The 22,533-nt window shown below is 52.5% G+C and carries 22 protein-coding genes; 6 read left to right on the plus strand and 16 right to left on the minus strand.

Going from position 1 to position 22,533, the window contains the following annotated elements:
• Positions 1–29: 29 nt before the first annotated feature.
• From wzzE to trxA, 5 genes are all read right to left on the minus strand, one after another.
• Positions 30–1,076, minus strand: coding sequence for an ECA polysaccharide chain length modulation protein (gene wzzE / locus QQZ17_RS10900; RefSeq protein WP_152400915.1), 1,047 nt, complete (start codon positions 1,074–1,076; stop codon positions 30–32).
• An 11-nt stretch (positions 1,077–1,087) separates the two neighbouring features.
• Entirely contained in the window at positions 1,088–2,191 is a 1,104-nt protein-coding gene (gene wecA, locus QQZ17_RS10905; RefSeq protein WP_152400912.1) for a UDP-N-acetylglucosamine--undecaprenyl-phosphate N-acetylglucosaminephosphotransferase, read from the minus strand.
• 238 nt (positions 2,192–2,429) lie between these two features.
• The gene (rho, locus tag QQZ17_RS10910; RefSeq protein ID WP_002437993.1) at positions 2,430–3,689 is read right to left on the minus strand and encodes a transcription termination factor Rho; all 1,260 of its coding nucleotides are present in this window, start codon (positions 3,687–3,689) and stop codon (positions 2,430–2,432) included.
• Positions 3,690–3,776: 87 nt separating this feature from the next.
• Entirely contained in the window at positions 3,777–3,896 is a 120-nt protein-coding gene (locus tag QQZ17_RS10915) for a rho operon leader peptide (protein WP_071887707.1), read from the minus strand.
• A 134-nt stretch (positions 3,897–4,030) separates the two neighbouring features.
• Positions 4,031–4,360, minus strand: coding sequence for a thioredoxin TrxA (trxA, locus tag QQZ17_RS10920; RefSeq protein ID WP_001280776.1), 330 nt, complete (start codon positions 4,358–4,360; stop codon positions 4,031–4,033).
• Between the two features lie 240 nt (positions 4,361–4,600).
• Between trxA and rhlB the strand changes: the two genes are divergently transcribed.
• Both rhlB and gppA read left to right on the plus strand, forming a co-directional pair.
• Positions 4,601–5,869, plus strand: a complete 1,269-nt coding sequence (gene rhlB / locus QQZ17_RS10925) for an ATP-dependent RNA helicase RhlB (RefSeq protein ID WP_046492918.1) — start codon at positions 4,601–4,603, stop codon at positions 5,867–5,869.
• A gap of 136 nt (positions 5,870–6,005) precedes the next feature.
• On the plus strand, positions 6,006–7,487 hold the full coding sequence (gene gppA / locus QQZ17_RS10930; protein ID WP_152400910.1) for a guanosine-5'-triphosphate,3'-diphosphate diphosphatase: 1,482 nt from the start codon (positions 6,006–6,008) through the stop codon (positions 7,485–7,487).
• Between the two features lie 127 nt (positions 7,488–7,614).
• Here the strand turns inward: gppA and rep are convergent, their stop codons facing one another.
• The 4 genes from rep to QQZ17_RS10950 all read right to left on the minus strand — a co-directional run bounded on the left by rep (position 7,615) and on the right by QQZ17_RS10950 (position 12,098).
• Positions 7,615–9,636: a DNA helicase Rep gene (gene rep / locus QQZ17_RS10935; RefSeq protein WP_152400908.1), complete on the minus strand. Its 2,022-nt coding sequence runs from the start codon at positions 9,634–9,636 to the stop codon at positions 7,615–7,617.
• Positions 9,637–9,897: 261 nt separating this feature from the next.
• On the minus strand, positions 9,898–10,626 hold the full coding sequence (gene pnuC, locus QQZ17_RS10940; RefSeq protein WP_152406227.1) for a nicotinamide riboside transporter PnuC: 729 nt from the start codon (positions 10,624–10,626) through the stop codon (positions 9,898–9,900).
• Positions 10,626–11,369, minus strand: coding sequence for a nucleoside phosphorylase (locus tag QQZ17_RS10945; protein WP_152400906.1), 744 nt, complete (start codon positions 11,367–11,369; stop codon positions 10,626–10,628). Before QQZ17_RS10945 ends, pnuC begins: the two co-directional genes overlap by 1 nt.
• A gap of 27 nt (positions 11,370–11,396) precedes the next feature.
• The gene (locus tag QQZ17_RS10950; RefSeq protein ID WP_152400904.1) at positions 11,397–12,098 is read right to left on the minus strand and encodes a Crp/Fnr family transcriptional regulator; all 702 of its coding nucleotides are present in this window, start codon (positions 12,096–12,098) and stop codon (positions 11,397–11,399) included.
• Between the two features lie 193 nt (positions 12,099–12,291).
• Here QQZ17_RS10950 and ppiC point away from each other — a divergent pair, with 193 nt between their 5' ends.
• A complete protein-coding gene (gene ppiC, locus QQZ17_RS10955) occupies positions 12,292–12,573 on the plus strand; it encodes a peptidylprolyl isomerase PpiC (protein ID WP_006812396.1) in 282 nt (93 codons plus the stop codon).
• A gap of 134 nt (positions 12,574–12,707) precedes the next feature.
• Here the strand turns inward: ppiC and ilvC are convergent, their stop codons facing one another.
• Positions 12,708–14,183, minus strand: a complete 1,476-nt coding sequence (gene ilvC / locus QQZ17_RS10960; RefSeq protein ID WP_152400902.1) for a ketol-acid reductoisomerase — start codon at positions 14,181–14,183, stop codon at positions 12,708–12,710.
• Between the two features lie 127 nt (positions 14,184–14,310).
• On the opposite strand from ilvC, the gene ilvY reads away from it, so the two are divergent.
• Positions 14,311–15,243, plus strand: coding sequence for an HTH-type transcriptional activator IlvY (gene ilvY, locus QQZ17_RS10965; RefSeq protein ID WP_152754580.1), 933 nt, complete (start codon positions 14,311–14,313; stop codon positions 15,241–15,243).
• A gap of 3 nt (positions 15,244–15,246) precedes the next feature.
• On the opposite strand, the gene QQZ17_RS10970 is transcribed toward ilvY, so the two are convergent.
• Positions 15,247–15,948 carry a DUF2461 domain-containing protein gene (locus QQZ17_RS10970; RefSeq protein WP_152400899.1) on the minus strand — a complete coding sequence of 234 codons (702 nt, stop codon included), beginning with the start codon at positions 15,946–15,948 and terminating at the stop codon, positions 15,247–15,249.
• Between the two features lie 183 nt (positions 15,949–16,131).
• Here QQZ17_RS10970 and QQZ17_RS10975 point away from each other — a divergent pair, with 183 nt between their 5' ends.
• Positions 16,132–17,136 carry a dihydroxyacetone kinase subunit DhaK gene (locus QQZ17_RS10975; protein ID WP_152400898.1) on the plus strand — a complete coding sequence of 335 codons (1,005 nt, stop codon included), beginning with the start codon at positions 16,132–16,134 and terminating at the stop codon, positions 17,134–17,136.
• Between the two features lies 1 nt (position 17,137).
• Positions 17,138–17,761 (plus strand): dihydroxyacetone kinase subunit DhaL, encoded by a 624-nt coding sequence (gene dhaL, locus QQZ17_RS10980; RefSeq protein ID WP_152400895.1) that lies wholly within the window; start codon positions 17,138–17,140, stop codon positions 17,759–17,761.
• A 66-nt stretch (positions 17,762–17,827) separates the two neighbouring features.
• On the opposite strand, the gene QQZ17_RS10985 is transcribed toward dhaL, so the two are convergent.
• The 5 genes from QQZ17_RS10985 to QQZ17_RS11005 form a co-directional block, all read right to left on the minus strand.
• The gene (locus QQZ17_RS10985; RefSeq protein WP_152400893.1) at positions 17,828–18,094 is read right to left on the minus strand and encodes an HPr family phosphocarrier protein; all 267 of its coding nucleotides are present in this window, start codon (positions 18,092–18,094) and stop codon (positions 17,828–17,830) included.
• A 16-nt stretch (positions 18,095–18,110) separates the two neighbouring features.
• On the minus strand, positions 18,111–18,752 hold the full coding sequence (locus QQZ17_RS10990; RefSeq protein WP_152400892.1) for a dihydroxyacetone kinase family protein: 642 nt from the start codon (positions 18,750–18,752) through the stop codon (positions 18,111–18,113).
• Positions 18,753–18,761: 9 nt separating this feature from the next.
• Positions 18,762–19,775: a dihydroxyacetone kinase subunit DhaK gene (locus QQZ17_RS10995; protein WP_152400890.1), complete on the minus strand. Its 1,014-nt coding sequence runs from the start codon at positions 19,773–19,775 to the stop codon at positions 18,762–18,764.
• A 44-nt stretch (positions 19,776–19,819) separates the two neighbouring features.
• Complete coding sequence (locus QQZ17_RS11000; RefSeq protein ID WP_152400888.1) at positions 19,820–20,482, minus strand: class II aldolase/adducin family protein; 663 nt, start codon at positions 20,480–20,482, stop codon at positions 19,820–19,822.
• A gap of 99 nt (positions 20,483–20,581) precedes the next feature.
• Positions 20,582–22,519 carry a BglG family transcription antiterminator gene (locus tag QQZ17_RS11005; RefSeq protein WP_284554134.1) on the minus strand — a complete coding sequence of 646 codons (1,938 nt, stop codon included), beginning with the start codon at positions 22,517–22,519 and terminating at the stop codon, positions 20,582–20,584.
• Positions 22,520–22,533: the final 14 nt, after the last annotated feature.

Genomic DNA, 22,533 nt, shown 5'->3' on the forward strand with positions numbered 1-22,533 from the left:
GGGCCCAGCCCCTCACTGCGGCAGTCGTGCTAAATCGTGCGGCGGCGGGTTAACGCAACACCTGCGCCGATAAGCCCCCCCACGATGCCCCACATCACCATCAGGAAGGCACGGCGCGGGCTATCGCGTTTTACCGGTTCTTCCGGCGTACGCAAATAGCGATAGGTCTGAAAACGCGGGTCCAGAGTTGGCCCCACATTCAATGTATTTAGCATGGCTCGATTCTGGAAGTAGTCCAGGTCGAATGAGGGACCAACCGCCCGTAAATTTTCAAGGCGTGCCTGGAGCATCGGACGTCCGAGCAGAAACAGCTCAGAATCCGGTAATTCATCTGCCGGCACATCGGTCGCACTGCGGGAGATATTGTGCTGTTCAGCGATCTTAAGCGCCTGCTCAATACTGCTCACGCGGCGAGAGAAAATAGCTTTCGCCACCTCTTCCTGACGTTTGACCTGCGCCTTCATTTGCACGGTCCGCGCGGCCCACGCGCCTTTTAGTTCTTCGTTGAGATGGCTTGCCGCGCGCTGACTGGAGAACGCCACATACTGACGCAGCAAATTGTTCGCATCAGGCGCGGTTTCGGCAATGAGTTTGACGCTGTCGTTAATCGCGCGGGCGAAATCACCGGGGGTGAACTGAATGTTATTGATCATCTCATCAAGCATGGCGGCATCGGCTTTGCTGTTGCCGACCATTCGCTGCTTGTAGTAGTCGGTTTGCAGCCAGAAGTCGCGGCGCGTATCCCAGGAGGCCAGTTGCATCACGAACTCTTTATAAGCTTCATCCATGACCGAAGGTTGATCGCCTGACGCGTTATCGGCTTTTATGTCCAGATTCCGCAAAAACTGCTGCTGGGAATAGTAACCGCCCAGCATATTCACCGTGGGGCGATCGGAGATTGCGGTCGCACTCCACTCCTGACGAGCAAAAAAAGTATACGCCAGCGCGATCAGCGCGAATAACAGCGCGATACCGACAATCCACACCTTCCCGGCCCACAAGGTACGAAACAACCCACGTATATCCAGTTCATTCTCAGCGCTCACAGCGTGTGCCCCCGGCAATGGTTGAGTCATCGCACCCTCATTTACTTGGTTAATTTCGGATTGTTATCACGGTTTCTTCGTAATCTGCGCTTCATGCGTTTGATGAACCTCGCCACCTTCCAGGCACGTTTAATGCAGTAACCGTAGAGGAAGAATGCTAGCAAAAAGAGCACCAACATGGCCCATTCCGGGACAAAATGAGAATATTCCGCAAGCACGCCAATCGAGGCCAGTATCGCGGCGGCAAGCGTGATCAGGACAAACGCCTGACGTGAAGTAAAGCCTGCGCGCATGATCAAATGATGAATATGCTGACGGTCTGGCGAGAACGGGCTCATCCCTTTACGCAGACGACGGTACATGATGGCCACCATATCCATCAGCGGAATGGCGATGATCCACAGTGCGGTCACCGGGCTTATCGGGTGCGTTTTCCCCTGGGTAGTTTCTAGCAGGATCCAGATAACGGTAAAACCAATCAGCGTGCTGCCAGCGTCGCCCATAAACACTTTATAGCGACGGCCGAGTGCACCGAGGTTCAGCAGAATATATGGCAGGATGGCGGCGATCATGGCAAAGCACCAGATAGCCAGACTTGTCTGTCCATCAAACCACAGGATAAGTCCCATCGCGGCAAATGAGACGCTTGAGAGTCCGCCTAATAAGCCGTCGATACCATCCACCATGTTGAATGCGTTGATCGCAGCCCATACGGCGAAGAGTGTGAGGAAATAACCAAATGGCCCGAGCACCATCTCCCACGGACCAAAGATATAGCCGAGGCTACTGAGGTAAAGCTTGCCCACCACCATCATGATCACGCCGATAGCGGCCTGAATGGTGGCACGAATTTTTACGCTAATATCAAAGCGATCGTCCAGTGCGCCGATAAAGACCAGTACACCGGCACAAGCCAGATAGAGAGCCGCATGGGGAATATAAACATTCACAATGCTGAATGTGAAACAAATCCCCGCATAAACTGAGATGCCCCCAACCAACGGTATCAATCCCTGGTGGCGTTTACGGAAGTTGGGTTTATCCACTAAACCGACCTTTTTTGCGACCTTGCGTGCAAAAAACAGGAACAGTGTCGTGAATAAAAAAATACTGATGAGATCAGTACTGACTGTCAGTAAATTCACAATGCGTGCTCTCAGAGAAAATTATTAGCAGAAGTATAACCACGACGGTCTGTATTCAGAAGGGAAACTCCATCCCGAACCGTCTGTTTTGTATAATTATTAACCATGCGTCGCACTTGATGACTGACGTGCACGCGACGGGGGGTGATAACCCATTATTTGTTTGCTTGTCGTTAAGATTACAGACATAAAAGCAAAACGCCACGTAAAAACGTGGCGTTTTCGGCTGAGAGCGAGTTTACGAGCGCTTCATCATGTCGAAGAAGTCGTCGTTAGTCTTGGTCATCGCCAGTTTATTAATGAGGAATTCCATTGCGTCGATTTCGCCCATCGGGTGAATAATCTTACGCAGGATCCACATTTTCTGCAGCTCTTCCTGAGTGGTGAGCAGCTCTTCTTTACGGGTACCGGAACGGTTGTAGTCGATAGCCGGGAAGACGCGTTTTTCAGCAATCTTACGAGAGAGGTGCAGCTCCATGTTACCGGTGCCTTTAAACTCTTCGTAGATAACTTCATCCATCTTAGAACCGGTATCGATCAGCGCCGTGGCGATGATGGTCAGGCTGCCGCCCTCTTCCACGTTACGTGCCGCACCGAAGAAACGCTTCGGACGATGCAGGGCGTTAGCGTCCACACCACCGGTCAGCACTTTACCGGAAGCCGGAACCACGGTGTTGTAAGCGCGCGCCAGACGGGTGATGGAGTCGAGCAGAATGATAACGTCTTTTTTATGTTCAACCAGACGTTTCGCTTTCTCGATAACCATTTCCGCAACCTGAACGTGACGGGATGCCGGTTCGTCAAAGGTAGAAGCAACAACTTCACCTTTCACCAGACGCTGCATCTCGGTCACTTCTTCCGGACGTTCGTCGATAAGCAGCACCATCAGCACACAGTCTGGGTGGTTGTAAGCGATGCTCTGCGCAATGTTTTGCAGCAGCATGGTTTTACCGGCTTTCGGCGGTGCGACGATCAGACCACGCTGACCACGACCGATTGGCGAAGCCAGATCCAGAACGCGCGCCGTTAAGTCTTCAGTAGAACCGTTACCACGTTCCATACGCAGACGAGAGTTTGCGTGCAGCGGGGTTAAGTTTTCGAAGAGAATTTTGTTACGGGCGTTTTCCGGTTTGTCATAGTTAACTTCGTTAACTTTCAGCAGCGCAAAGTAGCGTTCGCCTTCTTTTGGCGGGCGAATCTTACCAGAAATGGTATCACCAGTGCGGAGGTTGAAACGGCGGATTTGGCTGGGGGAAACGTAGATGTCATCAGGACCGGCGAGATAGGAGCTGTCTGCAGAACGGAGGAAACCAAATCCATCCTGCAATATCTCCAGCACACCGTCACCAAAGATATCTTCGCCACTCTTTGCGTGCTGCTTCAGGATGGCAAAAATAATGTCCTGCTTACGCATACGAGCCAGGTTTTCCAGCCCCATATTTTCGCCGAGAGTGATCAGCTCAGAAACCGGCGTATTCTTTAATTCGGTAAGATTCATAGTGGTGTGAGTTCTTAAACTTGGGGTAAATCTCGAACTTAATGTTGTGAATGGTATGGCAGGGTCATCCATGCCTGTTTGCGGCCATCAACTCATGTCTGTTCGCTGTCTGGTCACAGGAAAGTACGCAGAACTGAAACGACAAGACGGATTGAATGATAAGCCAGGAATCTGTCCACTTCTCGTGCGAGAAAAAACGGGAAGTATTGGAGTTATCAAGATTCAAACTTAAATAAGGTATGTTTAATTCGAAGTCAACACTAACTTAGCACGACTCACGTCGGGCGTCCAGTCATCCGAATCATTTAGGATCCTGGTCGCCCGAACATGAGACGTCCGGCTTACGCCAGGTTAGCGTCGAGGAACTCTTTCAACTGACCTTTGGACAGTGCGCCCACTTTGGTTGCTGCAACTTCACCGTTTTTAAACAGCAGCAGGGTCGGGATGCCACGGATACCATACTTCGGCGCGGTGCCTGGGTTTTGGTCAATGTTCAGTTTAGCAACCGTCAATTTACCCTGATATTCGTCAGCGATTTCATCCAGAATCGGGGCGATCATTTTGCACGGTCCGCACCACTCTGCCCAGAAATCAACGAGGATCGCCCCGTCCGCTTTGAGTACATCCGTGTCAAAACTGTCGTCAGTCAGGTGAATAATTTTATCGCTCATATAAACTCCACAGGAAAAAGCCTGGTGTGTTGGTATATACAACATCATCCTTCAAGCGGCCTCTTTGTTGGCTTCGCTCATCGCCCCAGTCACGTACTCTGTACGCTCCTGTGGACGCATTTGCTTGCCGCCTCGACGCATCATGAATGATTTGTGTATAGCATTAACCAACTAAAGGTTGACTTTATTTCACCGGATACGCTTTCGTAAAGCAATAGTAAGCTGATATTCTACCACACTATGAGCAAAACACATTTAACAGAACAGAAGTTTTCCGACTTCGCCCTGCACCCAAAGGTTATTGAAGCCCTTGAAAATAAAGGCTTTCATAACTGCACGCCCATTCAGGCCCTCGCACTGCCGCTTACGCTGGCTGGTCGCGATGTTGCAGGGCAGGCGCAAACCGGTACCGGAAAAACGATGGCGTTCCTGACGTCAACGTTTCATTATCTTCTCTCTCATCCCGCGATTGACGATCGCAAGGTGAACCAGCCACGTGCCTTAATTATGGCGCCGACGCGTGAGTTAGCCGTGCAGATCCACGCCGATGCCGAGCCGCTGGCACAGACGACCGGTCTGAAGCTGGGCCTCGCTTACGGCGGTGACGGTTACGACAAACAGCTGAAAGTGCTGGAAAGCGGCGTCGATATTTTAATCGGCACCACGGGTCGTCTGATCGACTACGCGAAACAGAATCACATCAATCTGGGCGCCATCCAGGTGGTGGTCCTCGATGAAGCCGATCGCATGTACGATCTGGGCTTTATTAAAGATATCCGCTGGCTGTTCCGCCGCATGCCGCCGGCCAACCAGCGCCTGAACATGTTGTTCTCTGCCACCCTTTCTTACCGCGTGCGTGAACTGGCGTTCGAACAAATGAACAACGCCGAATACGTTGAAGTCGAGCCGGAACAAAAAACGGGTCACCGTATTAAAGAAGAGCTTTTCTATCCGTCTAACGAAGAGAAAATGCGCTTACTGCAAACGCTGATCGAAGAAGAGTGGCCGGATCGCGCCATCGTCTTCGCGAACACCAAACACCGTTGCGAAGATATCTGGGGTAGCCTTGCCGCTGACGGTCATCGCGTCGGCTTGCTGACTGGCGACGTAGCGCAGAAAAAACGTCTGCGTATCCTCGACGAATTCACCCGTGGCGATCTGGATATTCTGGTAGCGACCGACGTCGCCGCGCGCGGCCTGCACATTCCTGCCGTCACGCACGTCTTTAACTACGATCTGCCGGACGATTGCGAAGACTACGTACACCGTATTGGTCGTACGGGCCGTGCTGGCGCAAGCGGTCACTCCATCAGCCTGGCCTGTGAAGAGTACGCCCTGAACCTGCCCGCAATTGAAACCTACATTGGTCACTCAATTCCGGTGAGTAAATATAATCCGGATGCGTTGATGAACAACCTGCCGAAGCCGCTGCGCCTGACGCGCACGCGTCCTGGCAATGGCCCGCGTCGCTCTGGCGGAGCCCCGCGTAATCGTCGTCGCTCAGGTTAAGAAAAGTTATGCCATACACAAAATTATTCAGCCTGTATCAAGGCGGCAAGAAAACGCATCACGATGAGCTTACTTTAGTCAGTGATTCGGGTGAGAGAATGCAGCCAACACAGATACAGGTTGAAGGATGAAGTGTATGAACTCTACCTCGTTGTACGCAGCCATTGATCTCGGTTCCAATAGTTTTCATATGCTGGTAGTACGCGAGGTAGCGGGCAGTATCCAGACGCTCACGCGCATTAAACGCAAAGTGCGTCTGGCCGCCGGTCTGAACAGTAACAATGTCCTTTCTGCTGATGCAATGGAGCGCGGTTGGCAATGCCTGCGTCTGTTCGCTGAGCGCCTTCAGGATATTCCACAGCCTCAAATCCGCGTGGTCGCCACGGCAACCTTGCGTATCGCAGTGAATGCCAGCGAGTTTATCGCTAAAGCGCAGGAAATCCTCGGTTGTTCGGTTCAGGTCATCAGCGGTGAAGAAGAAGCGCGCCTGATTTATCAGGGCGTGGCGCACACCACTGGCGGAGCGGATCAGCGTCTGGTCGTCGATATTGGCGGTGCCAGCACCGAACTGGTCACCGGAACAGGCGCACAAACCACCTCGTTGTTCAGCCTGTCGATGGGCTGTGTCACCTGGCTTGAACGCTACTTTACCGATCGCAATCTGGCGCAAGAAAATTTCGACGAAGCGGAAAAAGCCGCGCGAGATGTGCTGCGTCCGGTTGCCGATGAACTTCGCTATCATGGCTGGAAAGTCTGCGTCGGAGCCTCCGGTACCGTTCAGGCGTTGCAGGAAATCATGATGGCGCAGGGGATGGATGAGCGCATCACGCTGGCAAAATTGCAGCAGTTGAAACAGCGAGCCATTCACTGTGGCCGTCTGGAAGAGCTGGAAATTGAAGGGTTAACTCTGGAACGCGCGCTGGTGTTCCCCAGCGGGTTGGCCATTCTGATCGCGATCTTCACCGAACTTAATATTCAATGCATGACCCTGGCCGGTGGGGCGTTGCGCGAAGGACTGGTCTACGGAATGCTGCATCTCGCAGTGGATCAGGATATTCGCAGCCGCACGCTGCGTAACATTCAACGCCGGTTTATGGTAGATACCGAACAGGCGCATCGCGTCGCGAATCTGGCGGTGAGTTTTCTCGATCAGGTAGAAAATGAGTGGCATCTTGAGCCGATCAGTCGCGAACTGCTGATCAGCGCCTGCCAACTGCATGAGATAGGCCTGAGCGTTGATTTCAAGCAAGCGCCTTCGCATGCCGCCTATCTGGTTCGCAATCTGGATTTGCCGGGCTTCACACCTGCACAGAAAAAACTGCTCGCCACGCTGCTGTTAAATCAGACCAACCCGGTCGATCTCTCGTCGTTACATCAGCAAAACGCCGTACCGCCGCGCGTGGCGGAGCATCTCTGCCGTCTGCTCAGACTGGCGATTATCTTTGCCAGCCGCCGTCGTGACGATCTGGTGCCGGCCATTACGCTGCAGGCGTCGAATGAAATTCTCGCCTTAACGCTGCCGCCGGACTGGCTGGAACAGCATCCGCTTGGGAAAGAGTTGATTGAACAAGAAAGCCAGTGGCAGAGCTATGTCCACTGGCCTTTAGAAGTACAGTAAGAAAGCGGCGGGTAAACCTGATGTCGGATGGCGCTACGCTTATCCGACCTACAGAGAGATTTTTCAATTCTTTGATATATAAATAAATTGTAGGCCGGGTAAGGCGAAGCCGCCACCCGGCATTATTTTATTGGCCGCGCTTTGCCGCCATCATGGCTTTCAGATTCGCCAAATGGCTTTGCCCTTTCTGCATTCGCTCTTCGGCGCTCACCACTTTACGCTCCTGCTCCCAGATCAGATCGTCCTGCGGTAACTCCAGCAGGAAGCGGCTCGGCTCCGGGCGCACCAGTTCACCATACTGACGCCGCTCTTTACACAGCGTAAAAATCAGCTCTTTCTGCGCACGGGTGATCCCAACATAGGCCAGGCGTCGCTCTTCGTCGATGTTGTCTTCATCGATACTGCTCTGGTGTGGCAGGAATCCTTCTTCCATTCCCACCATAAACACATACGGGAACTCCAGCCCTTTCGAGGCGTGCAGCGTCATCAGTTGCACCTGGTCCAGCTCTTCCTCACTCTCGCCGCGCTCCATCATGTCGCGCAGCGTGAAACGCGTGACAACCTGAGTGAGCGTCATGGGCTCATCCAGTTCGCTTCCTTCCAGCATTTCGGTCATCCAGCTAAACAGCTGGTTGACGTTTTTCATACGCATTTCAGCCGCTTTTGGGCTGGGGGAGGTTTCATAAAGCCAGGATTCGTAATCTATTCCGTGGATGAGATCGCGGACGGCGGCGATCGGCTCACGTTCAGCCAGCCTTTGAACATCGCCCAGCCAGTGGGTAAAACGGGTGAGCGAGTCATAGCCGCGCCCGGTGAGCGTCTGGCTCAATCCCAAATCAAAACTGGCGGTAAACAGGCTTTTGTTACGTGTCATCGCCCATTCGCCCAGCTTTTGCAGCGTGGCGGGGCCGATTTCACGTTTTGGCGTATTCACAATCCGCAGGAACGCGCTGTCATCATCCGGGTTGGTCAATACCCGTAGATAAGCCAGCAAATCTTTAATCTCCGGGCGTGAGAAGAACGACGTCCCGCCGGAGATTTTGTATGGAATACGGTTCTGCATGAGGAATTTTTCAAACACCCGCGCCTGGTGATTGCCACGATACAGAATGGCGTAATCTTTATATTCCGTTTTATTCACAAAGTGATGGGCGATCAGCTCCCCGGTCACCCGCTCGGCTTCGTGTTCCTCATTATTCGCACTCAGGACTTTGAGCTCTGCGCCGTATCCCAGTTCGGAAAAGAGACGCTTTTCAAAAACGTGAGGGTTGTTGGCAATGAGGATGTTCGCCGCCTTCAGGATCCGCCCGGAAGAGCGGTAGTTTTGCTCCAGTTTGATCACCTGTAACGCCGGGAAATCCTGACTTAACAGCACCAGATTTTGCGGACGCGCACCGCGCCAGGAGTAGATCGACTGATCGTCATCACCCACGACGGTGAATCGCGCCCGGTTTCCCACCAGCAGTTTCACCAGCTCGTACTGACTGGTGTTGGTATCCTGATATTCATCCACCAGCAGGTAGCGAATCTTGTTCTGCCAGCGCTCGCGCACTTCTTCATTGCGCTGTAGCAGCAACGTCGGCAGCAAAATCAGATCGTCAAAGTCGAGGACGTTACAGGCTTTCATATGCGCATCGTACAGACCGTAGCAGTGCGCGAAGATACGATCGCGTTCGCCTTTCGCACTGGCTGCCGCCTGCGCCGGCGTTTTGAGATCGTTCTTCCAGTTTGAGATTGTCGATATCAGCTGTTGCAGCACAACTTTGTCGTCTTCAATCAGCCCTTCCGTCAGGTCTTTTAGCAGCGCAACCTGGTCCGTATCGTCAAACAGCGAGAAATTCGATTTCATCCCCAGCGCGGCGTATTCGCGTTTAATCACCTCCAGCCCCAGCGTATGGAAAGTGGAGATCATTAACCCGCGCGCTTCTTTGCGCCCCAACGTCTGTCCGACACGCTCTTTCATCTCACGCGCCGCTTTGTTGGTAAAAGTCACAGCCGCAATGTGCCGCGCCTGATAGCCGCAGCCACGGATCAGGTGAGCAATCTTATTGGTGATAACGCGAGTCTTACCGGAACCCGCACCCGCCAGCACCAGGCAAGGTCCGGTGACGAATTCGACAGCTTGTTGTTGGCCGGGATTTAAACGCATAGGAAAAAGTGCTCAATCTTCGAACGGGGGACGAATTGTAGCAGAAAGCGAGGCCAAGGGAGTAACAGGCTGCCTGTCAGGCAGCCTGAGAGTGATGACAAACCTCATCCCGATACCGGGTAAGCAGAGATAACCTAATTATAAACCAGGAAAATCAATGTATTGATTTTCGGCTGATAACCACAAAGAAGGAAAAACCACGTTTTATCCTTCTTTGTCAGCGGTCTGAGGCTGCCTGTCAGGCAGCCTGAAAAATATCAATCAGGATGCGCTGGCAGCGAGTGGCGTATAGCCGTTACGTTTCGCGCTCAGAATCCAGCTGTAAGAACCCATCACCGCAATGGCTGTCAGCAGAACATACTCAAGCGACATGGCATAAACGCCCTGAACCGCATAAATCACCACGCTAATGACATCAATGAGCACCCACAGCAACCAGTTTTCCACATACTTGCGGGTCATTAACACCATTGCGGCAATCGACAGCACCAGCATAGTAGAATCCCAGAACGGGAAAGCATCCGGCTGTAGTTCAGGCATTGCCACTGACATCCCCACGGTGTGCAACAGCGCAATCATGATCCGGGTGAGCGTCGCAAATACCGGATCAATAAACAACGTCATCAACAGGATAGCGACAATGCAGACACTGCCCAGCACCAGCGTTTGCTGCCGGGAAAGCCAGCGAACCTTCAACGCCGCCTCTTGTTCCTCATTCTGGCGACTCCACGCATACCAGCCGTAGATATTCGCCGCAAAGAAGAACACCTGAAGCAGCAAACTGGCATACAGTTGGATCTGGAAAAAGATTGCGGCAAACAGGGTGACGTTAATCAGGCCGAACAGGTAATTAATAATTTTTTCCCTGCTGGCGCACCAGATACACAGTAAACCAAAAACGGTACCGATCGCCTCAATCCATGAGAGTGCGTACCCGCCCTCTCCGAGAGGAATGTTGACCATTACGTTGTTAATACTGAAAAAGTCCATCATTGCTCTCCTTGCTGACTGTCGAAGTAAATGGCCTGTAACGCCAGGGAAATCTGATGAACTTCCCCCTGCTGACACAGCGTTTCTTGTTGCACATAATTGTTGATACTGCTGTCCAGACAGCCGTTATGGGCGACAACCACATTGAGCAACGACGCCGTACGTAACCCGCGTAATGCACCGACCACCATCAGTGCGGCCGTCTCCATATCGGCGCCAAGGATACCGCGGGCGGACCATTCGGCATCCAGTTCAGCCTCGCGGTCGGTGTAAAAACTGTCGTGGCTGCGCACCAGTCCACAACTCGCGGGAATGTTCATTTGCAACGCCAGCTGCATCAGCGTTGCCGTAAGTTGCGGATCCGCACATGCCGGATAGCTGGCTGGCGCATAGGTTTTACTGGTGCCATCATCCGCGACCGCGCCGTGGGCGATAATCACCTCGCCCAGCGCCAGCGTATCCTGCAATGCTCCGCAACTTCCGATCCGGATCAGCGTGTCGATGCCAATCTGGCGTAACTCCTCAACCGCGATAGCGGTCGAGGGTCCGCCTATTCCCGTCGATAGCACCAGAATTTCAACGCCCTTATATTCACCACGCGCCGCGCGAAACTCCCGGTTTTGTCCCAGCATTTCGGGGTTATCAAGGAAACGGACTATCCGATCCACCCGTTCAGGATCGCCAGGCAATAGCGCATACTTTGCCCTCGTCATGCTTTTGCTTAATCGAATATGGGGTTGCATCTCTCGTCTCCTTACGCCCCAGGGCGTTTAACTCTCCGCCTCCTGCTTCAGTTTTTCAGGAGCCAGCAGAACAATACGATCCCCATCGCTATCAATAATTTTCAATGATTTAAGATCGTGCAAAATACGGTTAATACTGCGTGTAGTTGCTGCAAATTCCTGACTCAGATTTTGTTTATCCAACAAAATAGACGTCGATTTATTGTGTTGATATCGCAGCCATAATGCCTGGCATACCCGCTGGTGCAGTGAATATAAATTGTCGCTACTGGCCTTTTTCGACAGCTGATAATATTGCTGACTAAAGAAGCGCAACATTCGCTGGTTGAAATGATTATCCAGAGCCAGCCAGTGACTAAAATGTTCCTGCGACAGACTTAGCAGCTGGACATGACCCACAGCCACCACCGAGCAGATGTAATGCCGCGACTCAAATATCTCCAGCTCTCCCAGCATGTCACCTTTGCAGTAATGCGCCTGTCGATAACGACGACCATCTTCAGCCTCGTAAAAGACATCCACTTCACCTGATACAATCAGTGAAAACTGTCGACAGACCTCGCCCTGACGACAAATCAGCGCGCCGCACGGGATATCGTCAAAACGCCAGCGCTGCATGACCTCCAGCGGGCAGTATTTGAGGAGTTCATACAACAGAGGGTCATGTACAACCTGAGTTAACCCGATAAGCCAGTCGCCTGAAAAATCTGCTTTTTTCATTGTGTCCATGTTATCTCTCTCCACTGACGGAAAGACAGGACCGCTGTCCCGCCTCTCAGGAATACACCCGACGAAAGTGCTGTCTATCTCCCGATTCAATACACCCGATGAGACATCTGTCCTGCGCTGGCGAAGAGTATATGTCTGACGCCCAGAGGAATGATAAAGTGGCGGGCAACCTTTGAGACATGAGAACGTAATAATGGCAAAAACCGCAGCAGCACTGCATATCCTGGTTAAAGAAGAGAAACTGGCACAGGATCTTCTGGAACAGATTAAAAACGGCGCCGACTTCGGCAAACTGGCGAAGAAACACTCTATCTGCCCGTCAGGCAAAAGAGGCGGTGACTTAGGCGAATTCCGTCAGGGCCAGATGGTTCCGGCGTTCGATAAAGTGGTCTTTTCCTGCCCGGTGCTGGAGCCTACCGGCCCGCTGCACACCCAGTTCGGTTACCACATCATTAAAGTGCTGTACCGTAACTAAGCAAAAGCCCAGAGCGTTCAGACTCTGGGCTTTTTTTGCCGGATGACGGCGTAAACGCCTTATCCGGCCTACAAAAAAATGACCGTTTCGTAGGCCGGATAAGCGTAGCGCCATCCGGCAATTCTTGTCAGGCCTTAACCCGCAACAGCAATGCGCTTCATATCCGTCATATACCCACGCAGTTTCTTACCTACCTGCTCGATAGCATGGCTGCGGATGGCTTCGTTCACATCACGCAACTGCGCGTTATCCACCGCGCCTTCGGCGATCGCTTTACCCAAATCGCCTGCCTGCAGCGTGGTCATGAACTCTTTGAGCAGCGGTACGCAAGCGTAAGAGAACAGGTAGTTACCGTATTCTGCGGTATCAGAAATGACCACGTTCATTTCGTACAGACGCTTACGCGCGATGGTGTTCGCAATCAGCGGCAGCTCGTGCAGTGATTCGTAGTACGCAGATTCTTCAATGATGCCGGAATCCACCATCGTTTCAAACGCCAGCTCAACGCCCGCTTTCACCATGGCGATCATCAGTACGCCTTTATCGAAGTACTCCTGCTCGCCGATTTTTCCGTCAAACTGCGGGGCGGTTTCAAACGCGGTTTTACCGGTCTCTTCACGCCAGGTCAGCAGTTTCTTATCGTCGTTGGCCCAGTCCGCCATCATGCCGGAAGAGAACTCACCGGAGATGATGTCGTCCATATGTTTCTGGAACAGCGGTGCCATAATCGCTTTCAGCTGTTCGGAGAGTGCGTAAGCGCGCAGTTTCGCCGGGTTGGACAGGCGGTCCATCATCAGCGTGATACCGCCCTGCTTCAGCGCTTCGGTGATGGTTTCCCAGCCGAACTGAATCAGTTTTTCGGCATAGGCCGGATCGGTGCCTTCTTCCACCAGCTTATCGAAGCACAACAGAGAACCGGCCTGCAGCATACCGCACAGAATGGTCTGCTCGCCCATCAGGTCCGATTTCACTTCCGCAACGAAAGAGGATTCCAGTACACCCGCACGATGACCACCGGTCGCCGCAGCCCAGGCTTTCGCAATCGCCATGCCTTCGCCTTTCGGATCGTTTTCCGGGTGAACCGCGATAAGCGTCGGCACGCCGAAACCACGTTTGTACTCTTCACGCACTTCGGTACCCGGACACTTCGGCGCTACCATCACCACGGTGATGTCTTTACGGATCTGCTCGCCCACTTCAACAATGTTGAAGCCGTGAGAGTAACCCAGCGCTGCGCCGTCTTTCATCAGCGGTTGTACAGAGCGCACCACGTCGGAGTGCTGTTTGTCTGGCGTCAGGTTAACCACCAGATCCGCCTGCGGGATCAGCTCCTCGTAAGTGCCCACTTTGAAGCCGTTTTCCGTCGCTTTACGCCAGGACGCGCGCTTCTCAGCAATCGCCTCTTTACGCAGCGCATAGGAGATATCCAGCCCGGAATCACGCATGTTCAGACCCTGGTTCAGGCCCTGCGCGCCACAGCCGACGATGACCACTTTTTTACCCTGAAGGTAGCTTGCACCATCGGCAAATTCGTCGCGGCCCATAAAGCGACATTTACCCAGTTGCGCCAGCTGCTGACGCAAATTCAGTGTGTTGAAGTAGTTAGCCATGGTGATTCCTCGTGATGTTGTACTGTCTTATTGTTCGGTTCGCGTTTTGCGAGATTGAAACCACCTTACAACAGGAAATTTATTGCGGAAATTGATATATTCACAACGTCACGTTGCAATATTTGCAATGTCAAAAGGTGGAGTGAAGTCCGTGGATTTACGCGATCTGAAAATGTTCCTGCATCTGGCGGAAAGCCGCCACTTTGGCCGCAGCGCGCGGGCCATGCACGTCAGCCCTTCGACGTTATCACGGCAGATCCAACGCCTTGAGGAAGACCTCGGCCAGCCGCTGTTTGTCCGCGATAACCGCACGGTCACGCTGACCGAAGCGGGTGAAGAGCTGCGAACGTTTGCCCAACAGACGCTATTGCAGTATCAGCAGCTGCGCCACACCCTCGATCAGCAAGGCCCGTCGTTGTCGGGTGAATTGCATATCTTCTGTTCGGTTACCGCAGCCTATAGCCATCTGCCACCGATCCTCGACAGATTTCGCGCTGAACATCCCTCGGTAGAAATAAAGCTCACCACCGGCGACGCCGCCGATGCAATGGAAAAGGTAGTGACCGGCGAAGCGGATCTGGCGATTGCCGGAAAGCCGGAGACACTGCCCGGCGCGGTGGCGTTTTCGATGCTGGAAAATCTGGCGGTGGTGCTCATTGCCCCGGCGCTACCCTGCCCGGTACGCAATCAGGTGTCAGTGGAGAAACCCGACTGGTCTACAGTGCCCTTCATCATGGCCGATCAGGGACCGGTGCGCCGCCGCATTGAACTGTGGTTCCGTCGTCATAAAATCAGCAATCCGCAAATTTACGCCACCGTGGGCGGTCATGAAGCGATGGTGTCGATGGTCGCGCTTGGCTGCGGTGTGGCGTTGTTGCCCGAAGTGGTACTGGAAAACAGCCCCGAACCGGTGCGCAATCGCGTGATGATTCTGGAACGTAGCGATGAGAAAACGCCGTTTGAGCTGGGCGTCTGCGCACCGAAAAAGCGGCTGCATGAGCCGCTCATCGACGCGTTCTGGAAAATTGTCCTTGAGAGGAAAATCGACGAAGGTCGGTAACGGTTACAGATCCGCCGGGTCTATTTGCTTCAGGGTTTCTACCTGCATTAACCATTGGTACAGCGGTTCCAGTTGGCGGAAACCGTCAGCCAGCAGCGTCACCAGATCGGCGCGGAAGAGTTTTTCCACATCAGTATCCGTTGCCATTGCCGCAAAGGATTTACGGTGATACCAGTCGGAAATCGTCGGATCAAGATCCTTTACCAGCAGTCGCTTATAGCGCTCCCCCACCAGCTCAAACGGCGCCCGACAACAGTCAGCCACTTCCAGAAACTGCGTGGGCCGCTGTTTTAGCGTATGACGAAACAGATCCATCGTCGGCTTACTGGCGCTGTAATAACCCAGTCCGTAACGCAATGTATCCGGGCTGATTTCAAAAAAATACGCGGGGGCATCGGTCCAGTTCTTGGCTGAACGTTTGAAGGTCAGCCACATCCGGCTGCGGTAAAGCGATTTGTCATGGGAAAAACGGGTATCACGGTGAATACGCGATAGCGTTTTGCCGATAGCGGAACGGGTTTCCAGCAGCGGATCAATCTCTGACATCACCGGCGCTAAGTCATCCACCAGTGCCCGAAACGGCGTGAGTATGCTGCGATCGTAAATAAAACGGTGCTCCTCGAACCACGTTTTATCGTTTTCAATTTTTACCTGCTGAAGAAACGTCAGCCCTTCCTGTGCAAATCCCTGAAAGCGTCCAGCCATCTGCTTGCCTCGCTTAACGATGTCTATTACCTCCCTCATAACTATCCAGAAAATCCTCAAATAGCAACCTGAAATCATGCCCCTCAGGCAGGAGATTAATTGGTATCAAAGGAACCAGGGCTGAGCGAGCGTCACAGGTAAAATCGTCACTAAAGAAACAGTACCTTACGAGAGGGTGAGACGATGCAAAAACCGAAAAAGCTGTTCAATAATACCGATAATATCCGCAGTGAAATCCTGCAGGGGCTGGAGTACGTCGGGATGGGAAAAATTCACACCTTGCCGGAGTACTGCGCAGTTTATCGCACCATGCCGCAGGATGAGCAGGTAGTGATTGTCAGCGGCGGTGGCAGCGGCCACGAGCCGACATTTGCTGGATTTGTTGGCGAAGGTGGTATCGATGCCTGCGCGCTGGGCGAGGTCTTTACCTCGCCCTCTCCCGACCAGATTATCGAAGCCAGCCGCGCAGTCCATCAGGGCAACGGCGTGCTTTTCCTCTACGGCAACTATTCAGGTGATGGCATGAACTTTGACATCGCCGCTGAAATTCTGGCGGAAGAGGGCATTGAGTGCCGTACTGTTCGCGCCACTGATGATATCGCCTCTGCACCGCCAGAAAGAATATCCGACCGTAGAGGTGTCGGTGGGCTGGCGTTTTTGTACAAACTGGCAGGGGCGGCGGCGCAGTTTGAGCACTACTCGTTGCCTGCGCTGGAAGCGCTGGCGCAGAAAGCCAACCACAATACACGTACTCTCGGTGTGGCGCTCAGCGGCTGTGCGCTACCTCAGTCCGACACTTTTAACTTTACGCTGGCGGATAACGAGATCGAGCTGGGTATCGGCATTCATGGTGAACCGGGATTGTGCCGTATTCCCATGCCACATACTGATGAACTGGTCGAGATGATGATCGCACGGTTGTGCGCCGATCTGCCCTTCACCCGCGGCGATAAGATTTGTATCAGCGTCAATAATCTGGGCTCCTTAAGCAACACCGAACTGATGGTGATAACCCGTAAGGTTGGTATGGCGCTGAATGAGCGTGGTATCACGACCTATGACGTACAGGTTGGCCACTTCTGTACTTCACTGGAGATGTCCGGTTTTTCGCTCAGTATGCTGCGTCTGGATGACGAAATGCAGCGACTGTACGACTATCCCATCAACACCCCAGGCTGGAGAAAATAAGATGAATACCACACAATTTATCGCCTGCCTGCTACACGTATCAGAAGGCATGATCGCCAGCGAGCCTCGCTTGACCACGCTCGATCAGATGATTGGCGACGGCGATCACGGCATTGGTATCAAGCGCGGCTTCACAGCCCTGCATGCGCAACTCGCATCTCCAGATTTTTCTCCAACGGATATCGGGGAATGCCTGCTGAAAAGTGGTACACGACTGATGACCAGCATGGGCGGCGCTTCCGGTGCCATCTTCGGCACCTTGTTCCGCGCGGGAGGGAAAGAATTGACGGGTTGTGTTGAGTTTGACGCCACCACGTTGGCAAAGTGGCTGAACGCTGGTAGTAACGCTATCCATCAGCGTGGTGGTGCGAAGCCAGGGGATAAAACCATGGTCGATGCTCTGGCTGCTGCATCAGAACAGGCCGAAATCGACATTGCCCTGCCGCTACCGCAAGCGTTATCACACTGCGCCCAGGCAGCGATGGCAGGTGCAGAGAGCACTTCCGCAATGGTCGCACGTTTTGGCCGCGCAAAAAATCTCGGCGAACGGTCCATTGGTCATTGCGATCCTGGCGCTGTGTCGATGGCGTTGATTCTGCAGTTTATGGCCGAATTCGCCAATTAGTCTGGTTAACAGAAAACAAAAAACCGGCGCTGTATGCCGGTTTTTAAGGTTGTTTCTGGAGACGCATTAGTCAAAACCAAAACCTTCAGCAAACAATATCTTCAGCTCCTCCATCGCTTCTTCTTCATCGCTACCGCTGCAAATGATCTCCAGCGAACCTTTTCCTTTGATCCCCGCACCCAGGATGCTCATGATACTTTTCCCCTTAATGGTTTTGCCGTCGTAGATCATCTCAATCCGTGATTGATACTGAGCACAGGCTTTAGCCAGAACGCCTGCCGGGCGCGCGTGAATACCGTGCTGATTACTGATCCTCACAACCTCTTTCAACATAGTAGCAATTCCTTTTTCACCGCCCGTCAGCCGGGCAAATAGCCTGAACAAAGTTAAAATAACCCTGTATCAAAAGCTGGGCGACCATCGCGCCCGGGTCGACAAACGATCGGGAACGCTCACCGTGGATAGCCGCACGACCATGTTTAGCCACCATAGTGGTGGTCTGCTGCACGCCCTGCTGCGCCAGCCACAACGCTTCTCGTGCCTGTTTCAGTGGCGCAGCAGGTGAACGCAGCGCTGCCAGCGCCGGAACCATACCGTCAAGAAAAGTCTTTTCGCCCGGCTGCGCCTTACCACGCTGCTGTACGCCGTCAAACCAGGCCTGAAACAACACGCCAGCATCTGACAGAGTCAGGGTCTCTCGCCCCTTTAGCACTTTGCCCACCTGCATCAGGCCAGAGGCCATCAGCGTGCCCATCGTAGAGGGCACCGCTGATGCCATTACCTTGCCCACCTTATAAAAAAAGCGCCCCAAATCGCACTCGTCACTCTGCTGCGCACAGGCATACGCCGCCGCAAAACCATCGCTCATGGTCAGCCCCAGATCTCCGTCGCCGACCACGCTATCCAGTTCTGTCAGCACCTGTTTGTTACTCTGCATCACGTGGGCCCACTCGGCAAAAAGCGGGCGCAGGCTTTCAACATCTAACACCATCTCGCCCCCTTAAGCCGATAACTGCCGGAACATCGGCGTATCGGCTTCGGCATTCAGTAGCGACTTCAGCTCGTCATCCAACGGCATTAGACTAATGGACATCCCGGCCATCTCCATTGCCGTAGCAAACTCACCAACCCAGACTCGGAAGACACGAATATTGCTCTGTGCCAGAATCTGATGCACATGGCGGTACATCAGATACAGCTCTTCCAGCGGCGTCGCGCCAAGACCGTTAATCAGGACCGCCACTTCATCACCCTGCTGGCAAGGCGAGTCGGCCAGCAACCAGGACATCATCTCTTCGGCAATCTTCCCGGCGCTCAGCAGCGGTCCACGACGGATCCCACTTTCACCGTGAATACCCATACCGATTTCCATCTCATTGTCGCCAATGTGAAAACCCGGTTTACCCATTCGCGGGACGATACATGGCGACAGCGCCACACCTAGCGTACGCACGCGATCCCCGGCTTTTTGGGCGATACGCTGTACCGTATCGAGGTCATCCATTCTGGCCGCCGCCGCCCCTGCGCATTTGTAGACAAAGAAAATCCCTGCCACGCCGCGTCGCGTTATCACCCCTTCGCTGCCCGAGGCCGCACCAGCCGAATCGTCAGCAGCGACCACGGTACGGGTACGAATATCGCTCTCCATGTCGGCCATTTCCGCCGCGATGTCAAAATTAAAAATATCGCCATTGTAGTTGCCGTAAAGGTAAAGCACGCCCGCGCCGCTATCCACCGCCTGAGTGACAGCCAGAATCTGCTCCGGTGAGGGTGACTGGAACACATCGCCAATCGCGCAACCGTCCAGCATCCCCCGACCGACATACCCCAGAAACAACGGCAAGTGTCCGGAACCTCCACCGGTGATGATGCCGACCTTTCCCGGTACCGGGCGCGCGGTCACCAGACAATGCCGATCGTCATTAACGAAACCGAAGCGGTCAGGGTGCGCCAGATAAATACCTTCCAGCATCTCCGGAATAAAATCCTCTGCCTGATTGATAAATTTTTTCATGCGTTCTCTCCATGAATTTCCCGCCCGGTGGGCGGGGACGTCGATTAGCAGACAAATTTAATCTGTGACGGGTACGCCCAGCGCTGCAACTCTTCCGCAGCGAAGGACTCTGGCTCTTTACCCCCGTTAATAACCAGCGCGTGGTAATAAATCTGCGCCATCTCTTCGAGGTAGGCAGATTTCAGCACGGCCTCATACGGATCTTTGTCCACGCCAATAGCGCCATGTTTTTCCATCAGAATAGCGTCGGCACGTTTAATCGGTTCAATCACACTGGTCGACAATGCGAGCGTGCCCGGGCGACCATATGGCGCCACTGGGATCATCCCATCTTTCAGATTGAGGATTGCACATTCATACACCACTGCCGGGATAGGCTTATTCAGCACGGCAAATGAGGTAGCATAGAGGGAGTGAGTATGGGAAATGGCGAAAATGTCTGGTCGCGCCTTATAGATCTCAATATGCATCAGACATTCACTGGTTGGGCGTAAACCGGCTTCACTTTCAATCACGTTCGCCTCAACGTCCATCACGACAATATCTCTGGGGGTTAGCTGCATTTTATCGAGGGTGGTCGGGGTCACCAGAATAAGCCCTGAGTCTTTATCTCTTACGCTGGAATTACCCGCTTTATGTTTACATAATCCCCACTGTTGAGCGGTTCTGGCCATTTCAACGACGTGTTTTTTCTGAATCTCTAACATAATATTTATCCTGTGTCAGATGGTAAGGGCGAGCGCTATCGCGACAACCATTGCCGTGATATATCGCTGCAGCGAGAAACTGCAGCAGAGTTTTAATATTTAATGATGGTGGACTAATTCATTAATTAGCGCATATTCATCCAACGCACGGCGAATAACATTTCCGCCATCATAGAACTCAAGAAATTCATTTAATTGCGCAAGCGCCTTAAGGTGCTTCTGCGGATTATGGGTGGCGAGGACGATGATAATATCGGCCTGCATATAATCGGCAATAGCAATCTTATAGGGCAGGCGTAATAGCGCCATGCCGGTATCCAGCGCGCCATCATCAACGCCTGCATGGGCAATAATTACCCCGTCGGCCAGCATGATCCAGGGTTGCTCCTCGGTAATTTTGTGCAGCATGATCTGCACGTAGCGTGACTCAATCACTCCAGAGCGCAACAAAGATTCCGAAGCAAGAGTTATTGCCATCTGCCAGGAGTCGGGTAGTTCAGCGACAAACTGGACGTGTTCTTTCGTGAGCAAATCGGTCAGCGACGGCGTTGGTGGCTCCATGCTGCCTACCGCGTTTGCGGTGTTATTCTCATCGTAGATATAGCTGGCAAGCGCCCTCTGCAGTCCTTTGTGATCGATGATGTTGCCAAAGCGCTCGAAAATCAGCAGTAGCTGTTCAATCTGGATAATGTTTGGGTCTACGCCCTGTAGCGCACTGATCACGTGGTTGCGAAAGGCGCTTTTATGGATGTTGCTGATGGATGGATTTACCACAAAAACGATTTTGCTGGTATTCAGATGAGTGGTGGAGAAGACCACATCATAATGCCCGGTGTAGCGCTCAAACTCGCGTCGGGACAACACATGGGTAAAGTGCAGTTCCGGGAACAATACCTGCAACGTCAAAAACAGATAAGTTGAGATGGTTGCACTATTTTCACACACCACCACCGCTGTTTTCTGTAGATTAATTTGGTGGATAACACCTTCACGCGTCAGCCAACCACCAAACAGCACCGTCAGAAAAGCCATCTCCTCATCGGGAATGACGCAGTGTAATAGCTTCTCAAACGGAACTGCCGCACGGCGCACCATCTCGTGCAGATGGCTAAATTCTTTTACGACCAGATCATAAACACTGCTGGTATTAGGCAAATGATAACGGATGCGATAATAGGCTGGCTTCCAGTGCTGATAGATTTTTTCAATGAGTTCGTTTTTCTCTTTAATCGTGACACAGCTTATTTTTTCAAAACTATCAACCACTGAAACTACACTTTCCAGCAAGATAGTATCAAGATGAAAGTATTTATCGGCGATACTCTGAATATTAGAGCTTTGTATCAATGCTGTAAGAAAAATAAGTTCATTATCACTATTAATATTTATTTTACTAACAACACTTTGCATCAGGGTAAATTCTCTGCTGCGAATGATATCAGCATAACTGCCTGGAATTGTGACCAGGTGCTTACCGGATTTAATTCGGTGTAGGACAAAACTGATAAAATAGATCAATTCCTGAAGTTGACGGTCGGTAAATTGAATTTTAAAACGCTTCTCAATTTCACTAAAAATTTGCCCCACCTTTTCCAGATGCTCACTCATCACATTGTTGTATTGCGCAATGATATTTTTCGCGACAGGAATTTCCAGCACTCGACGCAGGCAGTTCAGCAGAAGATAGCGTTTCTCCAGTTCCTCACCAAGAATATGGTAACCATTACCCCGGTCATAGCTAATCTCCAGACTGTGCGTAATCACCTCCAGGCGCACCTTTTTCAGGTCAGTAATGATGGTGTTCTGACTCACCCCCAGCGATGAAGAGAGATGCAGTAGCGACAGTCTTTCGCTACGCGTCAGCAGCATGAAAATGATCATTTGCCCACGTTCCTCTTCTGAAAAGAGATAACGATGATCGGTTTGCGCAGTCTGATTCTGTCGAAAATGCTCAATCACATGGCGCGGGATATGCAACTTCCCGGTTTTCAGACGATTGATACGATCAAAATGGTTTGATTCCAGATAGTCATTCACCTTCTTCAACGTAT

Source organism: Citrobacter sp. T1.2D-1 (assembly GCF_950098555.1).
GTDB classification, from domain to species: Bacteria; Pseudomonadota; Gammaproteobacteria; order Enterobacterales; family Enterobacteriaceae; genus Citrobacter_A; species Citrobacter_A telavivensis.